The 19,604-nt window shown below is 58.7% G+C and carries 4 protein-coding genes and 1 pseudogene; all 5 read right to left on the bottom strand.

The genetic code is table 11. The features are described 5' to 3' along the window. Positions 1-10: 10 nt before the first annotated feature. Positions 11-2,188, bottom strand: a complete 2,178-nt coding sequence (locus AC1RQK_RS13985) for a type I secretion system permease/ATPase (protein ID WP_492809534.1) — start codon at positions 2,186-2,188, stop codon at positions 11-13. Positions 2,189-2,232: 44 nt separating this feature from the next. Then, complete coding sequence (locus tag AC1RQK_RS13980; protein ID WP_492809398.1) at positions 2,233-16,383, bottom strand: SPM autocatalytic domain-containing protein; 14,151 nt, start codon at positions 16,381-16,383, stop codon at positions 2,233-2,235. A 93-nt stretch (positions 16,384-16,476) separates the two neighbouring features. Next, complete coding sequence (locus AC1RQK_RS13975) at positions 16,477-17,127, bottom strand: imm11 family protein (RefSeq protein WP_492809397.1); 651 nt, start codon at positions 17,125-17,127, stop codon at positions 16,477-16,479. 113 nt (positions 17,128-17,240) lie between these two features. Then, positions 17,241-17,510: a hypothetical protein gene (locus AC1RQK_RS13970; RefSeq protein ID WP_492809396.1), complete on the bottom strand. Its 270-nt coding sequence runs from the start codon at positions 17,508-17,510 to the stop codon at positions 17,241-17,243. 459 nt (positions 17,511-17,969) lie between these two features. Further along, positions 17,970-19,334 (bottom strand): annotated as a pseudogene (locus tag AC1RQK_RS13965) (imm11 family protein); the annotation flags it as partial. Positions 19,335-19,604: the final 270 nt, after the last annotated feature.

Genomic DNA, 19,604 nt, shown 5'->3' with positions numbered 1-19,604 from the left:
AAGCCACGCGCTACCCCTGCTGCATGCGATGCAGGGCGGCGTACTGCCCTTGCTCACGCTGGATGAGGTTGGCATGCGTGCCTTCCTCGACAATATCGCCGCGCTCCATGACCACGATGCGGTGTGCGTCCTTGACTGCCGACAGGCGATGTGCTATGACGAGTACTGTCCTGCCACGGCTGATCTCGCGCATGTTCTGTTGAATGATGCGCTCGGACTCGTAGTCCAGCGCGCTGGTCGCCTCATCGAAGATCAGGATGCGTGGGTTAGACAACAGCGCCCGCGCAATGGCGATACGCTGGCGCTGCCCGCCAGACAGCGTGGCGCCGTGCTCGCCCACCATGGTGTCATAGCCTTCGGGCAACTCAGCAATGAACTCATGCGCGCCGGCCAGCTGCGCGGCGCGAATCACCTGCTGCAAGGGCGTGCCGGGATCATTGAGCGCGATGTTGTCGCGGATGCTGCGGTTGAACAGCACGTTCTCTTGTAGAACCACCCCGATCTGCCGGCGCAGCGAACTAGCGTCGATGGTCGATATATCCACCCCGTCGATCAGCACACGCCCCTGCTCGGGCTGGTAGAGCCGCTGCACCAGCTTGGTCAGCGTGCTCTTGCCCGAGCCCGAGCGGCCAACGATGCCCACGGTCTCGCCAGCTTGGATCGCCAGGTTCACGCCGCGCAACACTGGCTGCGCGCCTGGCCGATAGCGAAACTCGACCCGGTCGAACTCGATGCGCCCCTGCACCGGCGGCAGCGCTGGCCGGGGCGTATGGACTTCGGTGCGGGTGTTCAGGATATCGCCCAGCCGCTGCATGGAAATGCCCACCTGCTGAAAATCCGTCCATAGTTGCGCGAGCCGCATCACCGGCCCGGCCACGTTGCCCGCCAGCATATTGAAGGCGATCAGTTGCCCCACCGTCAACTGACCGTCGATGACCAGCCGTGCGCCAAGCCACATCGTCCCCACCGTCACCAGCTTGCTGATCCAGGTCACGCCGCCATTGGCAATAGTGCTAATCGCCGTCGTGCGAAAGCCCGCCCTTACGTATGCGGCCAACTGGTTGTCCCACTTACGTATCCACTGGGGCTCTACCGCGCTGGCCTTCAACGTCTCGACACCGCTGATGGTCTCAACCAGGAAGGACTGGTTTTCAGCGCTGCGATTAAATTTTTCGTTCAACCGCGCTCGCAAGGTGGGTGTAAACCCGAGCGACAGCAGAAAATAGCACGGCAGCGAAGCCACCACGATCAGGGTCAGCCAGACGCTGTAGTGCGTCATGACAGCCAGAAACAGAACTGAGAAGAATAGGTCCAGCACGACGGTGATGGCATTGCCCGTCAGGAAGGATCGGATGTTCTCCAACTCGCGTATCCGCGCCACCGAGTCTCCAACTTGCCGCGCGCGGAAGTAGGCTAGCGGCAGGTTCAGGAGGTGTCGAAACAACCGTGCGCCCAGCTCCACGTCGATACGGCTGGAAGTGTGCGCAAAGACATAGCTGCGCAGGGCATTGAGCACCACCTCGAAGGTCACAACCGCCAGCAAGCCGACCGCGATGACATCCAGCGTCGTAAAGCTGCGATGCACCAGCACCTTGTCCATCACGACCTGGAAGAACAAGGGAGTGACCAGCGCAAAGAGTTGGATCACGAACGAGACAATGAAGACTTCCAGTAGCAAGCGACGGTACTTGACCACTGCCGGGATGAACCAGCTGAAATCGAATTTGGCCAAAGCACCGGCCACAGAAGCACGCGAGGCGAGCAAGATCAGTTCGCCGGACCACGTCTGTCGGAAGTCTTCCAGCAGCAGCTCCGTCGGGCCTGGCTTGCGCGGATCCTGGATCAGCACCTTGCCTGCGTCGTGGCGGGCCAGGATGAAGTAATTGCCATCGTTGTCGCGCCCGATGGCAGGCAAGGGCGTAGTCGCCAAGCGCTTGGCGCGGATCGTCGCCTGGCGGGCGCGCAGATCGAGCTTCTTGGCGGCGAGTAGGATTTCGATCGCGCCAAAGAGCTTACCGTCCGCCCGAAATTCATGGGCAAGCTGATCGACGTCGGCGGCAACTTGGTGAAAGCGGGCCAGCATGACCAAGCATACGAGACCGGTGTCGAAAGGAGGTGGTTGGTCCGCCCCCTCTTCCCCCGATTCAATGCCAAGCCACGGCGGCGAACGACTGGGCCCGCCGGGCATTTCCTCAACGCGTTTCATGGGATTGATGCGTTCCTGATCTCGTATTACTGCCAGTTGGCAGCGATAACCGGGGCCAACGTGGTGGCGTAGTTGGGCGGCAGGGTGAGTTGACCGCTGACGGGCGGAGTAAACGCTGCCATTGCGGTGACCAAGTTATCGACCTTGCTGTCCAGCAAGAGCTTGGCACCCGCCTGGAATGTCTCGACTCGGTGTTGGCTGCCGAGGTACCAGTCGTCCACCAGAAACTTGTCGCCTGTCCCGATCACGCTGACCTCCAGGTCGTCGGCGACCTTTCGGAACCACAATTGGTTGATCGTGATGGACCCCATGATCATCGCAACGTCGGCATTGCCCGCAGTCGCATCGTTTTCAACGATGCGGTCCATTCCGCCGCCTGGCATCAATAGATACCTGTCGTTGCCAGTTCCACCAATCAGGGTATCATTGCCCGCATAGCCGTTCAGGGTATCGTTGCCGGCGCCACCGTTTAGGGTATTGGCAGCTCCATTCCCGAACAGAACGTTGACCGCATCGTTGCCCGTGCCATCAATAGCGGCGTTGCCTACCAGCGTCAATCTTTCGACATGCTCGGGCAAAACAAAGGACACGGAAGCCCGAACCAGGTCCGAACCCTCGTTGGCCAACTCCACGATCACGTCCTGCGCGCTGTCGACATCGTAGGTGTCGTTGCCCAGTCCGCCGATCAGGGTATTGCGGCCGGAGCCGCCCGACAACGTGTCATTGCCGGCGTGGCCGATCAGGGTGTCGTCACCCGCGCCCCCCGAGATCGCATCGTCGCCCGCCCCGCCCTCGATCGTGTCGTTGCCGGCCCCTCCAATCAAACCAAAGGACTCACCTTGCTCGCCTTGCCAGTTCGCCGCCATGACGGGGGCCAATGCTGATGCATAGTTCGGGGGCAGCACGACCTGCCCCAAAGCCGGAGGCGTCAGGTTCGCCATGGCTTGGACCAGGGCTTCTACCTGCGAGCCGAGCAACACTCCGCCCGTCGCAGTCTGGAACTTTTCCACCCGGTGCTGCGCACCGGCATACCAGTCGCTCACAAAGATACGATCATTCGTTCCAATGATCCTGATACTCAAGTCGTTTAGCTCACGCCCAAACCAGAGTTGGCTGGCCGTGATTCCTCCCGTGAAGAGTATGGTGTCCGTGTTGCCGGCTGTCGCGTCATTTTCAATGATACGATCGATATCGCCGCCACGCCCAAACACATAGGTATCACTGCCCAAGCCACCGATGAGCGTGTCGTACCCCGCCTCACCAAACAAGGTGTCATTGTTGTCGCGGCCATCGAGCCAGTCGGCACCTGCTCCGCCGTACAAGGCATTGGCCTCGGCATTGCCGCTCAGCTTGTCATCGGACTTGCCGCCAATCACATTTTCGACATTGATCAAGGTGTCGTTGCCAGAGCCTCCCGTCGCTTGGCTGCTTGTCACGGCAAGGTCGATAGTGATTGCGCCTGTCGCACTCACGTAAGACACGGTGTCGATGCCCCCAGCGCCGTTGATTACGTTATCCCCCGCGGCAGCCTCGATCCGGTTATCCAGAGCGTTCCCTGTCATGTTGGCCACTCCGGTCGAATCGATCACCACGTTCTCGACATTCTGTGCGAGGGTGTATTGCACGGCCGAAGAGATGACAGTGTCCACCCCGCCATCCGTCGCTTCAATGATGACATCACCAACGTTATCCACTCGATAGATGTCATCGCCAAGTCCTCCGCGCATAACGTCGGCGCCAAGCCCGCCATCAAGACTGTTGTTGCCGGTATTGCCTATGAGTACGTCGTCATACCGGGTGCCAATCACGTTCTCGATAGCGATCAATGTGTCTCTGCCCGACCCACCAGTCTCTTGGGCCGCCGTCAATTCCAGATTGACCGCGACCGCCGATGTCATGTACTCGTAGCTGACGGTGTCGACACCACCGGCCCCGTCGATCACGTTGTTGTCTTGACTGGCATACAAGACATTGGCCAACGCGTTGCCGGTCAACCAGGTCGTGCCCATCTGCATGATGCGGCCATTCTCGACGTTATCGGTCAGCGTATAAGCGACAACGTAGGAGTGCACCAGATCGTTGCCGGCATTGGCCCCTTCGATCACTACGTCGCCAGAATTGTCGACGTAGTACACATCGTCCCCGGTGTCGCCGGCCATGATATCGGCCCCGCTTGCACCATCAATCACGTTGGCTTTCTCGTTACCCTGGATCGTATCGTTGTAGCCGCTGCCAACAATGTTGTCGATATCGAGCAAGTCATCTTTACCGGAGCCGCCTGTCACCTCCGGACCGGAGTGGTCGACATGCAGATTGACCTGTACCGCCGACTTAGCATACTGATAACTCACCGTATCGATGCCCGGGAGGCCATTGATTCCCGGCGTCGATCCGATGATAGTGTCGTTGCCGTCCCCCGCGTACAGGATGTTTGCTAACGCGTTCCCCCGAAGAGAAGTACCGCTCGGACCGATGATGCGCCCATTTTCGACGTTTTCCGGCAAATCGTAGTACGTCAATGAGACATAGACGGTGTCCGTCCCGCCGTTGACGTTCTCCGCGATCTTGTCATCCTTGTGATCCACGTAGTACAAGTCGTCCTTCGCACTACCCACCATGGTGTCGGCAACCGGACTGCCCTGCGGCGGCTGGGGTCCGGACCCACTAATGGGAATGGCCGCGTTGGCAAGCGCAGAGCTAAATTCGGCCGCGCCGGGAATCTCGAAGGCCGTTTGCACATCAAAACCCGGGTGTGCGGTCCGGTAGGCGGTCATCGCTTGTACCAAGCCGTCGATCTCGTACAGCGAAATGCCATCGCCCGCCAGAATCCGTTCGAGCCGGAAGGTTTGCCCGGAATACCACCCCTTTACCTTCACCCGGTCATCACTTCCCAAGATTTCGATGATCAGGTCATCGCCCGTACGGCTAAACCAAAGTTGCCGAGAGTTGATATCGCTTCCCAGCAGCAGGGTCCCGCCTGTCTCCCTAATACCGGACAGCCCGTGGACTATCGTATCCTGCCCGTCACCGCGCTTGAACAGATATGAGTCGTTGCCACCGCCGCCATAAAGCAAGTCGTTGCCGCGGCCGCCACTGAGCGTGTCTGCACCCATACCGGCATTGAGCAGATCGTCGCCGCCCAAACCGTACATCACGTTGTCGCCAGCATCGCCGTGCAATTCGTTGTCCTGGGCGTTGCCTGTCAGATGCAGACCAGACCCCATGGACACCAAGACTTCGACGTTCGCAGCCAACTGCAGCACACTCAATGTCGTGTGGATCGCATCGTAGCCATCACCTGCCGCCTCGACGACGGCATCGGGGCCATTGATCACATAAACGTCGTCGCCACCAAGCCCCGTCAGGCGACTGCCTTGGCCGTTCCCCGACAAGCGGTTGTTACCATCGGTGCCCGTCAACGCCAACGTCCCCGCGCCTGTCAGCTGGCCGTTCTCCACGTTCGCAAACTTGCGCAGATCCAAATCCACAGCCGACTGAATCGTATCGCTGCCTTCTCCAGCGAGTTCTATGATTTCGAGATGTAGGTCTGCATCATCCCAGATGTAGATGTCATCGCCGATGCCGCCGTACAGGTGATCGCGACCCGAGCCACCAGCCAGCGTGTCATTGCCATCGCCGCCATAGAGGAAGTCATCGCCGTCGCCGCCATAGAGCGCATCATTGCGGGTATTACCATACAACGTATCGTTGCCGCTACCACCGTACAGACGGTCGTCAGAGTTAAAGCCTCCGGAGATGACGTCGTCACCGCCCCGGCCATAGACAACCGCACCATTGAAGGGCGCCATGAGCTGGTCGGCCCCCATGGTGCCGACGACAGGCCGGTTGGTATCCAACCAGCCATTGAACAAGTCACTGCGCTGGAAGAATTGGTCGAAGTACGTTCCATTGGCGCCCATGACGTCCGCTAGCACCATATAGCTGGTGAAAACCGATCCATCCGCCCTCGTCTTTTCAAAGGTGAGCAGGATATCGCTGGCGATTTCATTGTCGGCCGATACAGGCACCCAGGCGTCGAGCGAGTATTTCCCGTCCTTGGCGCGCGCCGGATCGAGACGGCCTAGCTGCCAGCCATGACGATTGCTGGCGTCATCCCGGATAAGATTCAACGAATAACCGTCATAGTTCGGTGCCCCTCGCTCGACGACACGATCACCACGGTCCATCTGGACGACCGCAAAGGTCAAGGTATCTCTGTCGAACACGTAAGTATCCGCGCCTTCGCGGCCTCGTACGTAGACATTGCCGCTCAACGCAAAAGTTTCCGAATTGGCCGTGCCGATGACGACATCCGCCGCGGCCATCGGCCCCTGGAGGTTGCGAAGATTGTCGGCCGGCATATCCGCTTCGACAGGACGCGTGACCGGAGGTGATTTCCCACCCGCGGTCATCAAGCTGCGTACAGATACCGAGGCGTCGTCGAAGACGATGAAATCGACCTGCAGTTCGCCATTCGCACCTTTTTCAACGCGGATGTCGGCAGCGGCAGAGCCCGTTCCCCCTCCCGAGATGCGCATTGCTCCGTCGTCCATAACTTGAACCGTCACATCCTTGCGCAGATACCCTTCCATCCTCAAACGATCCTGGCCCTTGGCTCCCGCAGTCGCCGAGCCGACGAGCGCAATGACCGTCATGCCTCCATCGCCTTTGCGATAGATGTAGGTATCATTGCCGTCGCCGCCGTTCAGATAGTCACGCAATACCAGGCCGTCGCCTGGCGTCGGATTCCCATTGGGATCCAGTATGAGTGAATTGTCGGCGTGATAGACGGGGGTGGACCAGCGCTCCGTGACAGTTGAGGTGTCGCGCTGCTGCTTGCCGCTGTCCAAGTACGTGCGCTCCAGGTATGCACCGCCACCCCATAGCGTGTCGTCGCCACCAAAACCGAACAAGACATCGGACAGCCCAATCACGTCACGGTAGGACGTGCTGTCTATCAAGGAGCTAGTAGGCGCGATACCGAAGTTCCCATAGCTACTGGCGGTAAGGTCGTTGCCGCCCTTGGTATAGAGATCCATCCACGAGGGGCTGCCAGGCGGGAGAGACTTGATGCTCCCCAGCCGGAAGCTGATGCGACCTTCGATAATCTCGCCGGCTTCGGATCCAGTCACCATCGACGATTGACGGCTGCGAGCCACCTTGAACGCCTGGTCCAAATAGTAGTTCTGCCCGCTCTGACCTCCCCCAAAGAAACGCCCATTCAGATCCGGATCGGTGCGTGTCATCCGTCCCTTGCTCTCGATCAGGGCAGCCAAGTCCATCACCAGGGGGGTGCCCTGTTCATCCAATATTGAATTGAACGAGATGTTCTTGACGTTGTTGTGCTCCACACCCTCAGCAAAATAGCCGACGATGTCCACCGTCATCTTGCCATCACGCGATTGCACCCTGAGCGTATCGAAGGCGTCGCCATTGAACCCGAATCGTAGAGGATCTGACGTATTTATCAGAAAGTGCTCCAACTCAGTCGCGTTGCTGCGCGGCCCATTGCCATCCATGCTATAGGTGTCGTATCGCAGCGGGTTGGCAATTCGGTTGAACACCAGTGTATCGGGTGTGTTAGCCGAGACGACGAGTGTGTCTTCGCCATCATCCCGGTAGGAACCGCGAATAATGGCGACGCCGTTGCTTGCCAGGTACTTGTCATTGCCTTCGCCGCCATCGAGCAAAGCTCCCGACGCGCCGCCGGCCAAGTCATCATTGCCTTCGCGCCCGACCACATACCAGTACGCTGCCTCCGTGGGGAGAATCGGGCCGCCATACAGGTGATCGTTAGAGACCGTCCCAGTATAGGCACTCAGCTTCGTCTTGTCGCCGATCAACCCTGTGTCGTAGACTGCCACCCAACCAAAATCCACGGGAACGTAGCCGTCGTCCGTCGGCTCGTAGTCGCGGAGTTTCTTGCGCACGCCGTCTGCAAAAACCAGCGTCGTGTCGTCGGAAAAGTCCTTGAGCGTCAGCGAGTTCGTGCCCCATTTGAGGGTCCCACGAATTTCATGAAAGAGATCAAATGTCACCGCATCCGCCTTCACATCTGTGAAGACGATCGTGTCCGCAGCCGACAAGGCCCATACGGTGTCGTGCCCTGAGTTAGAACTCAGGCGTATCCTGTCTGTGCCCGAACGGGCAATGATCACGTCGTCCCCCACGCCGCCCTCATAGAGATTGACCCCGTCGCCGCCGATCAGCGTGTCATTGCCCGCTCCACCGTACAGTTCATCATTGAAGTCGCCCCCATTCAGCAGGTCATCTCCCTCATCGCCGTACAGGAAGTTGTTACCCATACCGCCAGACAAGCTGTCATTGCCGGCACCACCAAAGAGCTTGTCACCGCCATTGCCCCCACTTAGTACATCGTCACCCGCGTCGCCGCGCAGTTCGTCATCGCCATTGCCGCCCACCAGCTTGTCCTGACCGTCCCCCCCGGACAGCATGTCGTTGCCATCACCGCCGAGCAATTCGTCCAGGCCGTCAGCGCCAACAAGACGATCGTCGCCACCCAGGCCCTCGATCCTGTCGTCGCCCGTGCCGCCGTCCATGCTGTCCTTGCCGGCACCCCCGCGCAGCGTATCGTTGCCACTGCCACCGAAGAGGATGTCATCGCCCTGACCGCCACCGTCCAACACATCACTGCCCCCCCCGCCATACAGGGTATCGTTCCCCAGGCCACCCAGCAGCGTATCGTCACCCGAAGCAGTGCCGGCGACATCATCTCCATAGATGGTCGAGCCGTTATTTGCGGCCCTCAGGATGTCGTTGCCCGCCCCACCAATCAGCGTGTCGGCAACTGTGGCAGCGGTGGAAACCAGCACCTCAATGCGGTCATCGCCTACGCCTGTATCGATTCGGTCGCCGCCTGCCAGGGCATAGACAACATCGTTGCCTTCACCGGTATTGATGGTGAGTCCGCTGTTCTTCCGCGCAAAAACGATGTCATCGCCACCCAGTGTGTCGAAGGACTTGGCGCCAAGCTTCTCCTGCACAATGACGTCAGCGCCCTGCGTGACCGCCTTGCCGGTTAACAGCAATGCTGCCCGCTCACCGCCCTGGAAGACGAAATTGGTTGGAACCAAATCGATATCGTTGGACGCTAGCCGATCAGCACTGTAGGTGAACGGAACATACAATTCGACGCGTTCGCCATCGTTGTTCGTCAACCGGATTTTGGCTGAAAAGCTGTTGACGTCCGTGCTGGAGAATGTGGCTCCAACGGTAAAGTGGAAACTGCCGGCGTTCTGGAACTCCACCGTATCCAGGCTATCGAGATCGCGGATCCCCGAGGTCTTGAAGCCTGGCGCGAAGACGAAGCGGTCAGCGCCCGCGCCGCCCGTGAGGATGCCGCCGAGCGACACCAGGATATCGTTACCTTCGCCGCCGCTCAATATTCCGGATCCCGTCAGATGGTCGTCGCCCTCGTCGCCATACAGTGCCCCACTGCCGACCAGAACGTCATCGCCTGCGCCGCCGTTCATCGTGGCTGTGTCGGGACCATGGTATTGAACACCGTTCCACATGATTTCGCCACCCTGCAACAGGACTCCAGCGCCGCCGGTCTGTGCGCCGCGCAGGATGTCGTCACCGGCGCCCCCGTCCATGGTGTCCCCACCAGCCGTACCGATCAGCGTATCGTCGCCGTTGCCGCCGATCAGCTTGTCGTTGCCGGCGCCACCGTCCAGCACATCGTCGCCATCACCACCGAACAGTTCATCGTTGCCGGCCCCGGCATTGAGCGTATCGTTCCCGCTACCGCCCAAGAGCAGGTCGTCGCCGCCATTGCTCGTGAGTAAATCGTCCCCGGACCCGCCATCCAGTATCTCGGCGGTGTCGTCTCCGATGATCTCATCGTTCCCAGCCCCAGCGCTGAAGAAACGTTTGCTGTTCTTCAGCACCTGCGCCCATTCGGCGGTCAGCCCCATGGGATTGACAGTCGAGGTCCCCACGAGCATCAAGTCATCACCGTCCGTGCCCTGCGGCCCCCAATTGACTCCCACGATCTCGAAGTAATAGGCCAGTTGCTCAAGGGTGTAGGTGTCATTTCCCACCTTGTACACATTGATCAGCTCGCCTGTGCTGGTACGCTCCTGGATCAAGGTCGGGTTGTAAGCTACACGCTCATTATGTTGATACGACACGACCCCGCCACTGACGACGCCGTTGAAATACACCCCTTGATCAGTGACCATCAGGCCATCCCTGGCGTAGGGCTTCTTACGGCCGACGCCAGGAATAGGCGAGACATAAATGACGGTCTTGTTTGTCACGGCGCCGGACACAGGATTTACCTTGATGACCCCATCGGTCGACATCCATCCCATTTGCTCGGCGGTCAGCTTCTGCGTCACCCCTTGCAGCAAAACACTGCGCGTGCCGGAGTGACCCGCATAGCTCAGTAGCAACCCGCCCGGCTGCAGGATCTGGGTCACCGCGTTGGCCGACAATCGGGCCGCGGACCGGAGCATCAACAAGTCACCCGCGGCCGCGTTGAAATCCGTGATCGTGGTCACACCTGCCCCGTCGTCCTCAATCACGAAGGTATCGGCCTCGGTGCCGCCCGTCAGCGTATCGCCAATACCGCCCAGGAGTACATCCTTGCCTGCTCCTCCGGTAAGAGAATCACTGCCTTGACCGCCTTCCAACCGGTCTTTTCCTTCACCTCCCACCAGTGTGTCGTTACCCCGCCCTCCTACCAGACTGTCGTTTCCGGCCGCACCAATCAGCGTATCGTTCCAGTCGGTGCCGACTACGCGGTCGATCCCGGCGTTCACCCCAAGACCATAGTCGTTGGCGCGACTGGCCGTCGCGCCTGACAAGTCAATGTAAACCGCACTGCTCAAGGCCGACGCATTCAGCTCCGACAGCCCGCCCTCTGGCGCGATGGTCAACTGTCCGGCGTACTCGTCGGTCAGCACATATCGCTTGACCTGATCTGCGCCACTGCCAACTACCTGCAGGCTGGCCTGAAGACCGTTCACCCCACCTGCGCCCGCCGCCTTGTCTTCGACCACGAGTTGCCATTGACCATGAACGTCTTCGCCCCGGAAATGCACGCTCATCAGGTCAACGTCCAGCGTCGTCGCATTCAAGGGGTTAGCGATCCCACCCGTCAGGCCGGGCCTGTCCAGCAAGATGCTACGCGTGCCGGACGGCGAAATGAGCGTGACCACCAGGTCGCTCCAGCGTGCGTGTCCTAGGCTCAGGTGCAGCAACACCTGCTCGGCGCTGACATGCTGGTCGACATGGAATGCCAGTATGCGCTGCCCGCCATCAGGCAGCGCATTGGCTTGTGCGGCCACCGAATCAGTATAGACGGGGGCCTGGTCATTCGAAACCCAGGTCTCCGCCATGCGCACGGCCGCAGCGGCATCCACCATGCCAAAGCCGAAGTCGTGACTGAAATGCATGCCCACGCCGTTCCAGGCCTTGTCCTGGTTGTTCGACCACGTGGTACTGGACGCCGCGCCGGCGCCCATATCCTTGCGCGCTGTCAGCGCGAGAATGCTCTGGACGTCGCGGTACGTCAGCTTGGCATTGGCTTCCAGCATCAGCGCGGCCACACCCGAGACGATCGGTGCGGCAAAGGACGTGCCCTGGGTCTCAGCGCTCTCGCCACCCACCTTCTCGCCATCGGGCGTTTCTACCGACACGCTGGCCGTCAGGATATTGGACGCCGGCGCGGCCACCAGAATATTGGCGCCGCGCTCACTGAACGCCTTGGCAGGCTGGTTGCTGCCGCCCACATTGCCGATCTGATTCACACCCCCGACGTTGATCGCGTATTCGTTCGAGGTCAGCGTGTTCAGGCCCGCATCAAAGCCTTTGGCACGCTGATTTCCGGCACCGTAGACCATGACCGTTCCCAGGCCATTGCGTCCGTGAGTCGCTGCGGATTTCTGCGCGACAAACTCGGCTTGTGTCTGCAGCATGATCGCCGGATCGCCGGCGGTCAGACTGGCGAACCAGCCGAACTGGTCGGGGTTACCCTGTCCCCAACTGTTGTTGACGACGTCGTAGTCGCGCATCGTCATCAAGTCTTCGCGGAAGCGGGCGACCGTCGATGCGGGGTTGGAAAACGGGATAAAGGCCTTGGAGTCCAGCGTAACGCCATACGCCACTCCCACGCCGCCGATGCCATTGCGCGCCGCACCGATGACACCAGCCACTTGCGTGCCGTGAGCGGAGTGCTGATTCGTGTCCTTGAAGTACGCACTTTTGTTGGATACCAAGTCAGCGTGATTCAGATCTGCCGCCTGGCGATCCACCGCGAAATCGCCGCTGGGTTCGAGCACCAGGACCTTCACGCCCTTGCCGCTATAGCCACGATCCCACGCCACGGGTGCGCCCACGGCGCCCAGGTACCACTGCTTGACGTAGTCAGGATCGGCTGGAGCGTTGCTGGGTACCAGCAGGACGCGTGCCTTCATCTCGGCGGTGACGGCCGGGTCGGCGGCATTGGCGATGATCGGTGCCGCGTTGCCCTGGGCATCCTTGACACGATAGCTGAACTCGATCGGACCTGCGTAGCCGGCCTTTCGCGTAAATGTGACGGTTTGACCGTCTTGACTTAAGGAGACAAAGCCGCCGACTGCATCACCGACCCAGTGGATGGAAAGCTGTGCGGCGCCAAGGTGCTGGAAGTCCAGGTCGTTGGCCAGCAGGCTACTCACGGAAATCGTCACGGGGCCGGCGGCGGCCACCGCAATGCGATCATCTACGGGCAATGGCTCGTCCAGCCCTAAATCAAGGGTGGTGGAAGCCGTGCCGGTTTTGAAAGAGAACTTCTCGACGTTGGTCAGCACCATTGTGCCGTCGCGATCAGCCACGGTATCCGTGATCTGATATCCGCCGCTCGCCGTGCGTATGAAGCGATAGTCGGACAAGGCGCCCGAGAGTTCAATCAGGTCGATGCCAGCCCCGCCGTCAATGGTGTCCCGTCCGGCCGAGGCCGAGATCACGTCGTTGCCTGCGCCGGCATCGATGATGTCGTCGCCTCCACCGCCATCAAGAACGTCACCGCCAGCGCCGCCGAACAGTTGATCACTACCGCGGCCGCCGCGAATCAGATCATCGCCATCATCACCAAACACAACGTCATCCCCGTCCTGCCCCGACAGTGCGTCGTCGGCGCGGCCGCCCCGGATGTAATCGTCCCCCGCTGCTCCCTCAATGAAATAGTTGTCCGCTCCGGCTCCCACCAGTACATCGGCGCCGTATCCGCCGTAGACCACCTCGACATTGGCCTGATATAGGTTGAGCGTGACGCCACGATCGTCGGAGATCAGCACGGTATCTATCCCGTCACCGCCATTAATGTTGGCTTGACGGTCATCTGAGTCAATGACCAGCAGGTCGCTGCCGCCGCCGCCCGAGAATGTGTCCGAGCCAGCACCGCCAATCAGCCAATCGTTGGCGGTCGTGCCCAGTAGCGTGTCGTTGCCCGCCTGGCCCATCGCTTGTGTCGCGCCACTGCCGTTCAGGTCGATGCGTACGCCCAGTGCGCTCTTGGCGACCAACACCGATTTTCCATCCAGAACAATTTTGTCGATGTCTGCAGCGTACTTCGTGGTTGATGCCGATCCGGGATTGCCTGAGGACTCCAGGTCCACATCCCACAACGTGCGGGTGCTGCCGTCCGTATAGGTGGCGACCACGCCCTTGACATTGCTTTGCCCCGCCACCGTGCCGGTTACGGGTGCAAGATTAATCGATTGGATACCCAGATCCGCCAGACTGGTCAATTCGCTAGCGCTCGCATAGGCGTCCTGGTTGCGATCGCTCCAGACGCGCAGGTCCGACCATTGAATGTCCGCAGCATCCAGCTTGCCATCGGCATTGCTGTCCAAGATGGCCAGCGTAGGGCGCGCACCGGCGCCTTGCGTCAGTGTAAAGAGTTCGGCGCCGCCGGATATCCTGCCATCGAAATTGCGGTCCATCACCAACAGTGGGTCGGTCGGCGCAGTCCAGCGCACGCGCTCTGGTGTGCCGTCGGAATCCATGTCGAAGTCCACCTGGCCAACTCCGAGGACCACGCCGTCGTCGCCCGCGTCGAGCATTATCGGATCGACATAGGGAACCCCGTTCGCAGCCGTCTGCGACTCAAGACTCCTGACCACGATCTCGGTGGCTACCGGCATCCAACCGCGCGCAATCAGTTCTCCATCACTCTTCACGGCGCTTTCGCCAACCAGGATGGTCTGCGTGGGATCAAGTTGGATCACCGTGCCGTCCGCCATGCTCACCGTCCCGGTCTGCCCGGCAATGGGCGTGAAGCCAATCCAGCGGCCCTGGGCGTCGAAGTAGACGGTCGCCTCGAAACGTTGCCCCCTGAAATCCACAACATCGGGCCGAGCCGAGTTCGGCGCCTTGATGAGCATTACCTGATCCCCGGACTCGACCAGCATGCTCTGTTGATGGGTCTGCGTGCGCACACCTGCAAGCAAGCCAGAAAGATCATTCAAGCTGTTGTTACCCGGGCGCGTGCCGCCTGTTACGACGTTGCCGGGTGCGACATACTCGATGCCGTCACGATTCACGTAACGTTCCAGCATGGTCGCCGTGTAGCCTGCACCAGCTTGCAATAGCCCATGCCCGCCACCGGATGCACCCAGATCAAGGCGTGACGGCTGCATCGTCACCGTGTCCGTGGACACGTCCAGGATCGTGCCGTTGCGAGGAGTGGACGCCGCGGAAGGATTCAGAATGTCCGTCACGCCCGTTGCGATCTGTTGCACGCTAGCGCCGATCTCGGTCACCGTATCGCCAAAGCCTTGAACCACGCCGTGCACTTCCTTGCCAAGGGTTGCGACAAGGTGTTCCTTCACTGCGTCTCCCAGGGAGGCGAGATTCTCATCGACAAAGACGCCGCTGTCTTTCCATCTCTCCAACAGCCCTTCTTTGGTACTGTTCCAGATCGCTTCGGCCACTGCCTTCAGGTACCCCTCAGGATCCTGTGCGAAAGCAGTAGCGTTGAACTGGATATTCTTCAGGTAGGGAACGACGACTTCCTGGGTCCACTCCGCGATCCCTGCGCCGACCGACTTCAGGTCCGCCAGCGCCTCGCCGAAATCGGCGTCGCTGAGCGAGCCCGCCATCTTGGCCAACGGCGCCCCGACGTAGTCCCAAGCGCTGTCGGCGACCGCTCCCACAATCGATACGCCGGCAACAAGGGCGCCAGCCGACAGCGCCGGTACTCCTGCGGTGGTGAGGAGAACGGTCCCGCCCACCACCAACAAGCTCACAGCCGCATCGTGCAGGAATTGCTTCCCTGCCGTGACGTCAGCCTCCAATACCGTCTGCCCCGCTGTTCTGGCCGCTGTATAGCTGCCGAATGCATCCGTCGTCGCAATAGCTCGGTCAAAGGCTTTGCCGGCGACCGACAGCACGCCACGTCCCAACGAGGCGGTGTCCTGAGCCTTGGCCACCGCGGAAAGCGATTTGTCCTGGGCGGATGCGATCGCGCGTTGCCTGGCCTGGGCGAGGGCCTGCAGCCGGGGCGTGACAGGTTGGCTGACGGTCAGCCCCTTGGCTTCAATATAGGTATTTAGGTCGGCCAGCTTGGCCTTCTTACCAAACAGATTGGTGTTGTTGGCTTGTGCGGTGGACAACAGTGTGTCGATTTTTGTCTGCGTGTTGAAGGCACGCCAGCGTAGGTCGCCGTGGGCCGCCTTGATTGCTGCGGTCTCGGCGCGAAAAGCGGAAAGATTCTGACGGCCGACTTCGAATCCGTCCGGCCCTGACCCGAACACCTTGGCAACGTCTGCTTTCCACGCCGCATCTGCTGCCGCGTCGGAGAGATTGGCGTATTTCTGATCTGTCTTAGTGAGAGTAAGGCGGTTGTCCAGCATCGCCTTGTTCGTATAGTCCCGCACATCGATTGCAAGCTGCTCGGCATCTTTGAAAACGTGAGGTCGTAGCGCCCTGTCGGCAGGAAGCAAATCCTCCTCTTTCGTTTGCATTAGTGCAGCATAGGACAGCCCGGATGGCGTTACTTGAGCTCCAAATTTATCAAAAATTCTCTTTTGAGCCGCCTCCACTGGCTCATGATTACTGGCATGGCGAATAGTACCGGTTGCCTTTGAAATACCTGCATCTCTCGGCAAAAATAGTAAATTCTCCGGAGCATCGATATTGAAGCGTTTGGTCGCAATCAGAACGGCCATAACATCACTAACATCTCCAACATTCTGTTGAAGCGCGTGATGTCGCTCCATAACTGAATTCGCCACTTCCAGCCTCCAAATATGATCAATCGATTATTTATCAGCCACGTCCGCAAATTTGAAGCAATTCAATTTTTCTTCGCGAATTTTTTTAACAAAAATCTCATCGACGATCTCCACAAGCGGCGAATACTTCAAACGAAATGCTCGGGACTGACCCACGGATTCAGGTCTTATTCTTACGCCATTCAACGCGATATAATTTTTGAATGGAACATTTTTTTGAAATTCAATTTCTGAATTATCCTCATCAATACAATCCAAAAATCGCACGATGTCACAAAACCAAAATTCTGGCCCAGGTGTTTCAAAGTTGCTATAGTCGACCTCCGCCTTAACAAATGCGAAAGCGTCAAGATCCAATGACTCTAGCAATTCTTTCAACCGATCTGAAATAAGCCATATACCCAGCATAATTCCGTAGGCATCCCAGATGGCACCACGCCGCCCCTTTCTGTCAAAGGAAATTTTTGGTGGCTCCTGGAAACGCAATCCATGAAATGGCTTGGAACTTTCCGGACGCCATCCCGTTTTCAGAACAGACTCATTTACCCAGATACGCCACGGCGTGACGCGAAGACCCCTAGTTTCTTGTTCTATTCTAAAATATTTACCCTCTTTTTTATTCTCACCGTCAACACCGGATCGATTTTTTTCTGTGTCACGCAGTTCACAATTTTTCATTTCATTCTCTCATTTATCGAACAGCGAGCTTTACGCCAACTATATCTGATAATTATTCTCATTTCCGGCCAAAGGTAGTGCGACGCTCGTGTTGCGTCGGCGTACGACCGAACTCATCCAGGATTGCCAGCTACGCCGCATGGATTGGCAAAATGGTTCCCCGCATAACGGATGGTACCCGGGACCTTGGCGACGGACTCGTCTCTTGGAAGAAACGGCAGGTTCTCCGGAGCGTTGATATCAAACCGTTTCACATTGAGCAGCAGTCTGAGTATGGCACTTTCTTGTCCGACATTCTGCTGCAGTGCACGATGCCATTCCGTTACAGCATTCGCCATTTCCCGCATCCTCCAACGTTCGATCGGAAATTGCTGCGGTTGCAAGTCCGGCTGTGTCCATTTTTTCGCGACAACTAGAGACAAAGTAGTGACGCTCGCACGAGGGCATCCGAAGCAAAGCGAACGTTTCTTCTGCGACGAATACTACACAACCATTCGTGACGGTTCTATGTCATATTGTATTTTATGTTCCCCCAGTGAGAAGGGGAGCGTCCGAGGCTCAGGGCGGAAGGACCTGGTTGGCGTTGACCTGCCGTCAAAGTGGAGATTCTTTAGGCCGGGAACGACGACCTCCTGGATCCAATCCGCAATTCCGGCACCGACCGCCTTCAGGCCCGCCAGCCGAAAGGGTCGGGACACGTGCCGCAGTGAGGAGGACGGTCCCGCCCACCACTGGCAAGCTCACAGCCGCATCATGCAGGAATTGCTTGCCTGCCGTGATGTCGACCTCCAGTACCGTCTGCCCCGCTGTTCTGGCCGCCGTATAGCTGCCGAACGCATCCGTTATCGCAATGGCACGGTCAAAGGCTTTGCCAGCGACCGACAGCATGCAACGTCCCAACGGAGCGGTGTCCTGAGCCTTGGACATCGCGGAAAGCGATTTGTCCTGAGCGGATGCGATCGCGCGTTGCGTTGCCAGGCCTGGGCGAGAGCCTGCAGCCGGGGCGTGGAAAGTTGGCCGACAGTTAGCCCCTTGGCTTCAATATAGGTATTGGGGTCGGCCAGCTTGGATTTCTTGCCGAACAAATTGGTGTTGTTGGCTTGTGCAGCGGACAACAGCGTGTCGATCTTTGTCTGCGTGTTGAAGGCACGCCAGCGTAGATCGCCGTGGGCCGCCTTAATTGCCGCGGTCTCGGCACGAAAAGCAGAAAGATCCTGACGGCCGACGTCGAATCCGTCCGGCCCCGATCCAAACACCTTGGCAACGTCAGCCTTCCACGCCGCATCTGCTGCTATGTCGGACAGGCCCACATACTTGGGATCGGTCTGGCTGAGAACAAGGCGGTTGTCCAGCATTGCCTTGTTGGTGTAGTCGCGAAGGTCAACGGCGAGCTTTTCGGCCTGATCGAATACCTGGACCCTCAAGGGTCTTTCTGCGGCGGTCAGCTTCGCAGGGGCAACTTCCATAAGCAGAGCATAGCTCTTGCCAAATTGCGTGGGAGTACGACCGAACTCATCCAGGACTGCTGGCTGCGCTGTATCGACTGGCGCATGGTTCCCTGCGTGGCGAACGGAACCCATAGCCTTGGCGATGGACTCGTCTCTTGGAAGAAACAGCGAGTTCTCCGGAGCGTCGATATCAAACCGTTTCGCATTGAGCAGCAGTCTGAGCACAGAACTTTCTTGTCCGACATTCTGCATGCAGTGCATGTGCCGTTCCATTACGGCATTCGCCATTTTTTCGCATCCCCCAACGTTCGATCGGCAATTGCTACGGTTGCAAGCTCTGGAACGAAAATCCTTCGATTTTGCGCTCCGGAGTGCGTCTACCACCACGTCGTCGGCAATCTGTATCAATGAAGCGTGTGTGAGTCTGAATACACGCGCCTCCCCAACTGTGTCGCGCCTCACTTTCACATCAATAAGAATCTTGTATACCTTGAATGAAACGTCTTCGTAGCGGGTAACTTGCGACCGTTCGTCGGCAATGCAATCAAGCCTGCGCACAGCGTCGCAAAACCAGAATCCGGGCCCAGCCCCATCGAAGTTGCTGTTGTCCACCTCCGCCCGCACAAATGCGAACGCAGTCGGATCCAATTGAATCAGCAAATCTCTCGGCCTGTCTGAAACCAACCAGATACCAAAAGTGATGGTATAGGCGTCGCGGAGGGCGATGGGTCGTGCTTTCTTGTCAAACTCGATCCTGGGTGATTCGCAGAATAAATGGCCAAAGAAAGGCGATGCCTCATCGGCCGAAAGCCTCTATTTCAGCGTCTCTTCATTTACCCAAACACGCCAATGTATTATTTCAAAGTTGAGATCAGTGTCTAGCATTTAGTATTTCCGCTCCTTCTCCTACTTGCCGTCGCCTCCAGAAATGTTCAGTTTCCCGCCCGGCATTTTATTTTGACCGTCTCACCCTGCAATTTATCGCACAACGAGTATACATACCCACTGAACCCGATAGTCACATTTTCC

The sequence above is a fragment of the Cupriavidus sp. GW822-FHT02D05 genome, assembly GCF_058802485.1.
This window is presented reverse-complemented; position numbering and strand designations above follow the sequence as displayed.

What these genes read in the sequence shown, in the direction of transcription:
- AC1RQK_RS13975 (WP_492809397.1), bottom strand. Translation starts at nt 17,127, where the DNA reads ATGAAAAATTGTGAACTGCGTGACACAGAAAAAAATCGATCCGGTGTT.
- AC1RQK_RS13985 (WP_492809534.1), bottom strand. Translation starts at nt 2,188, where the DNA reads ATGCCCGGCGGGCCCAGTCGTTCGCCGCCGTGGCTTGGCATTGAATCG.
- AC1RQK_RS13980 (WP_492809398.1), bottom strand. Translation starts at nt 16,383, where the DNA reads ATGGCCGTTCTGATTGCGACCAAACGCTTCAATATCGATGCTCCGGAG.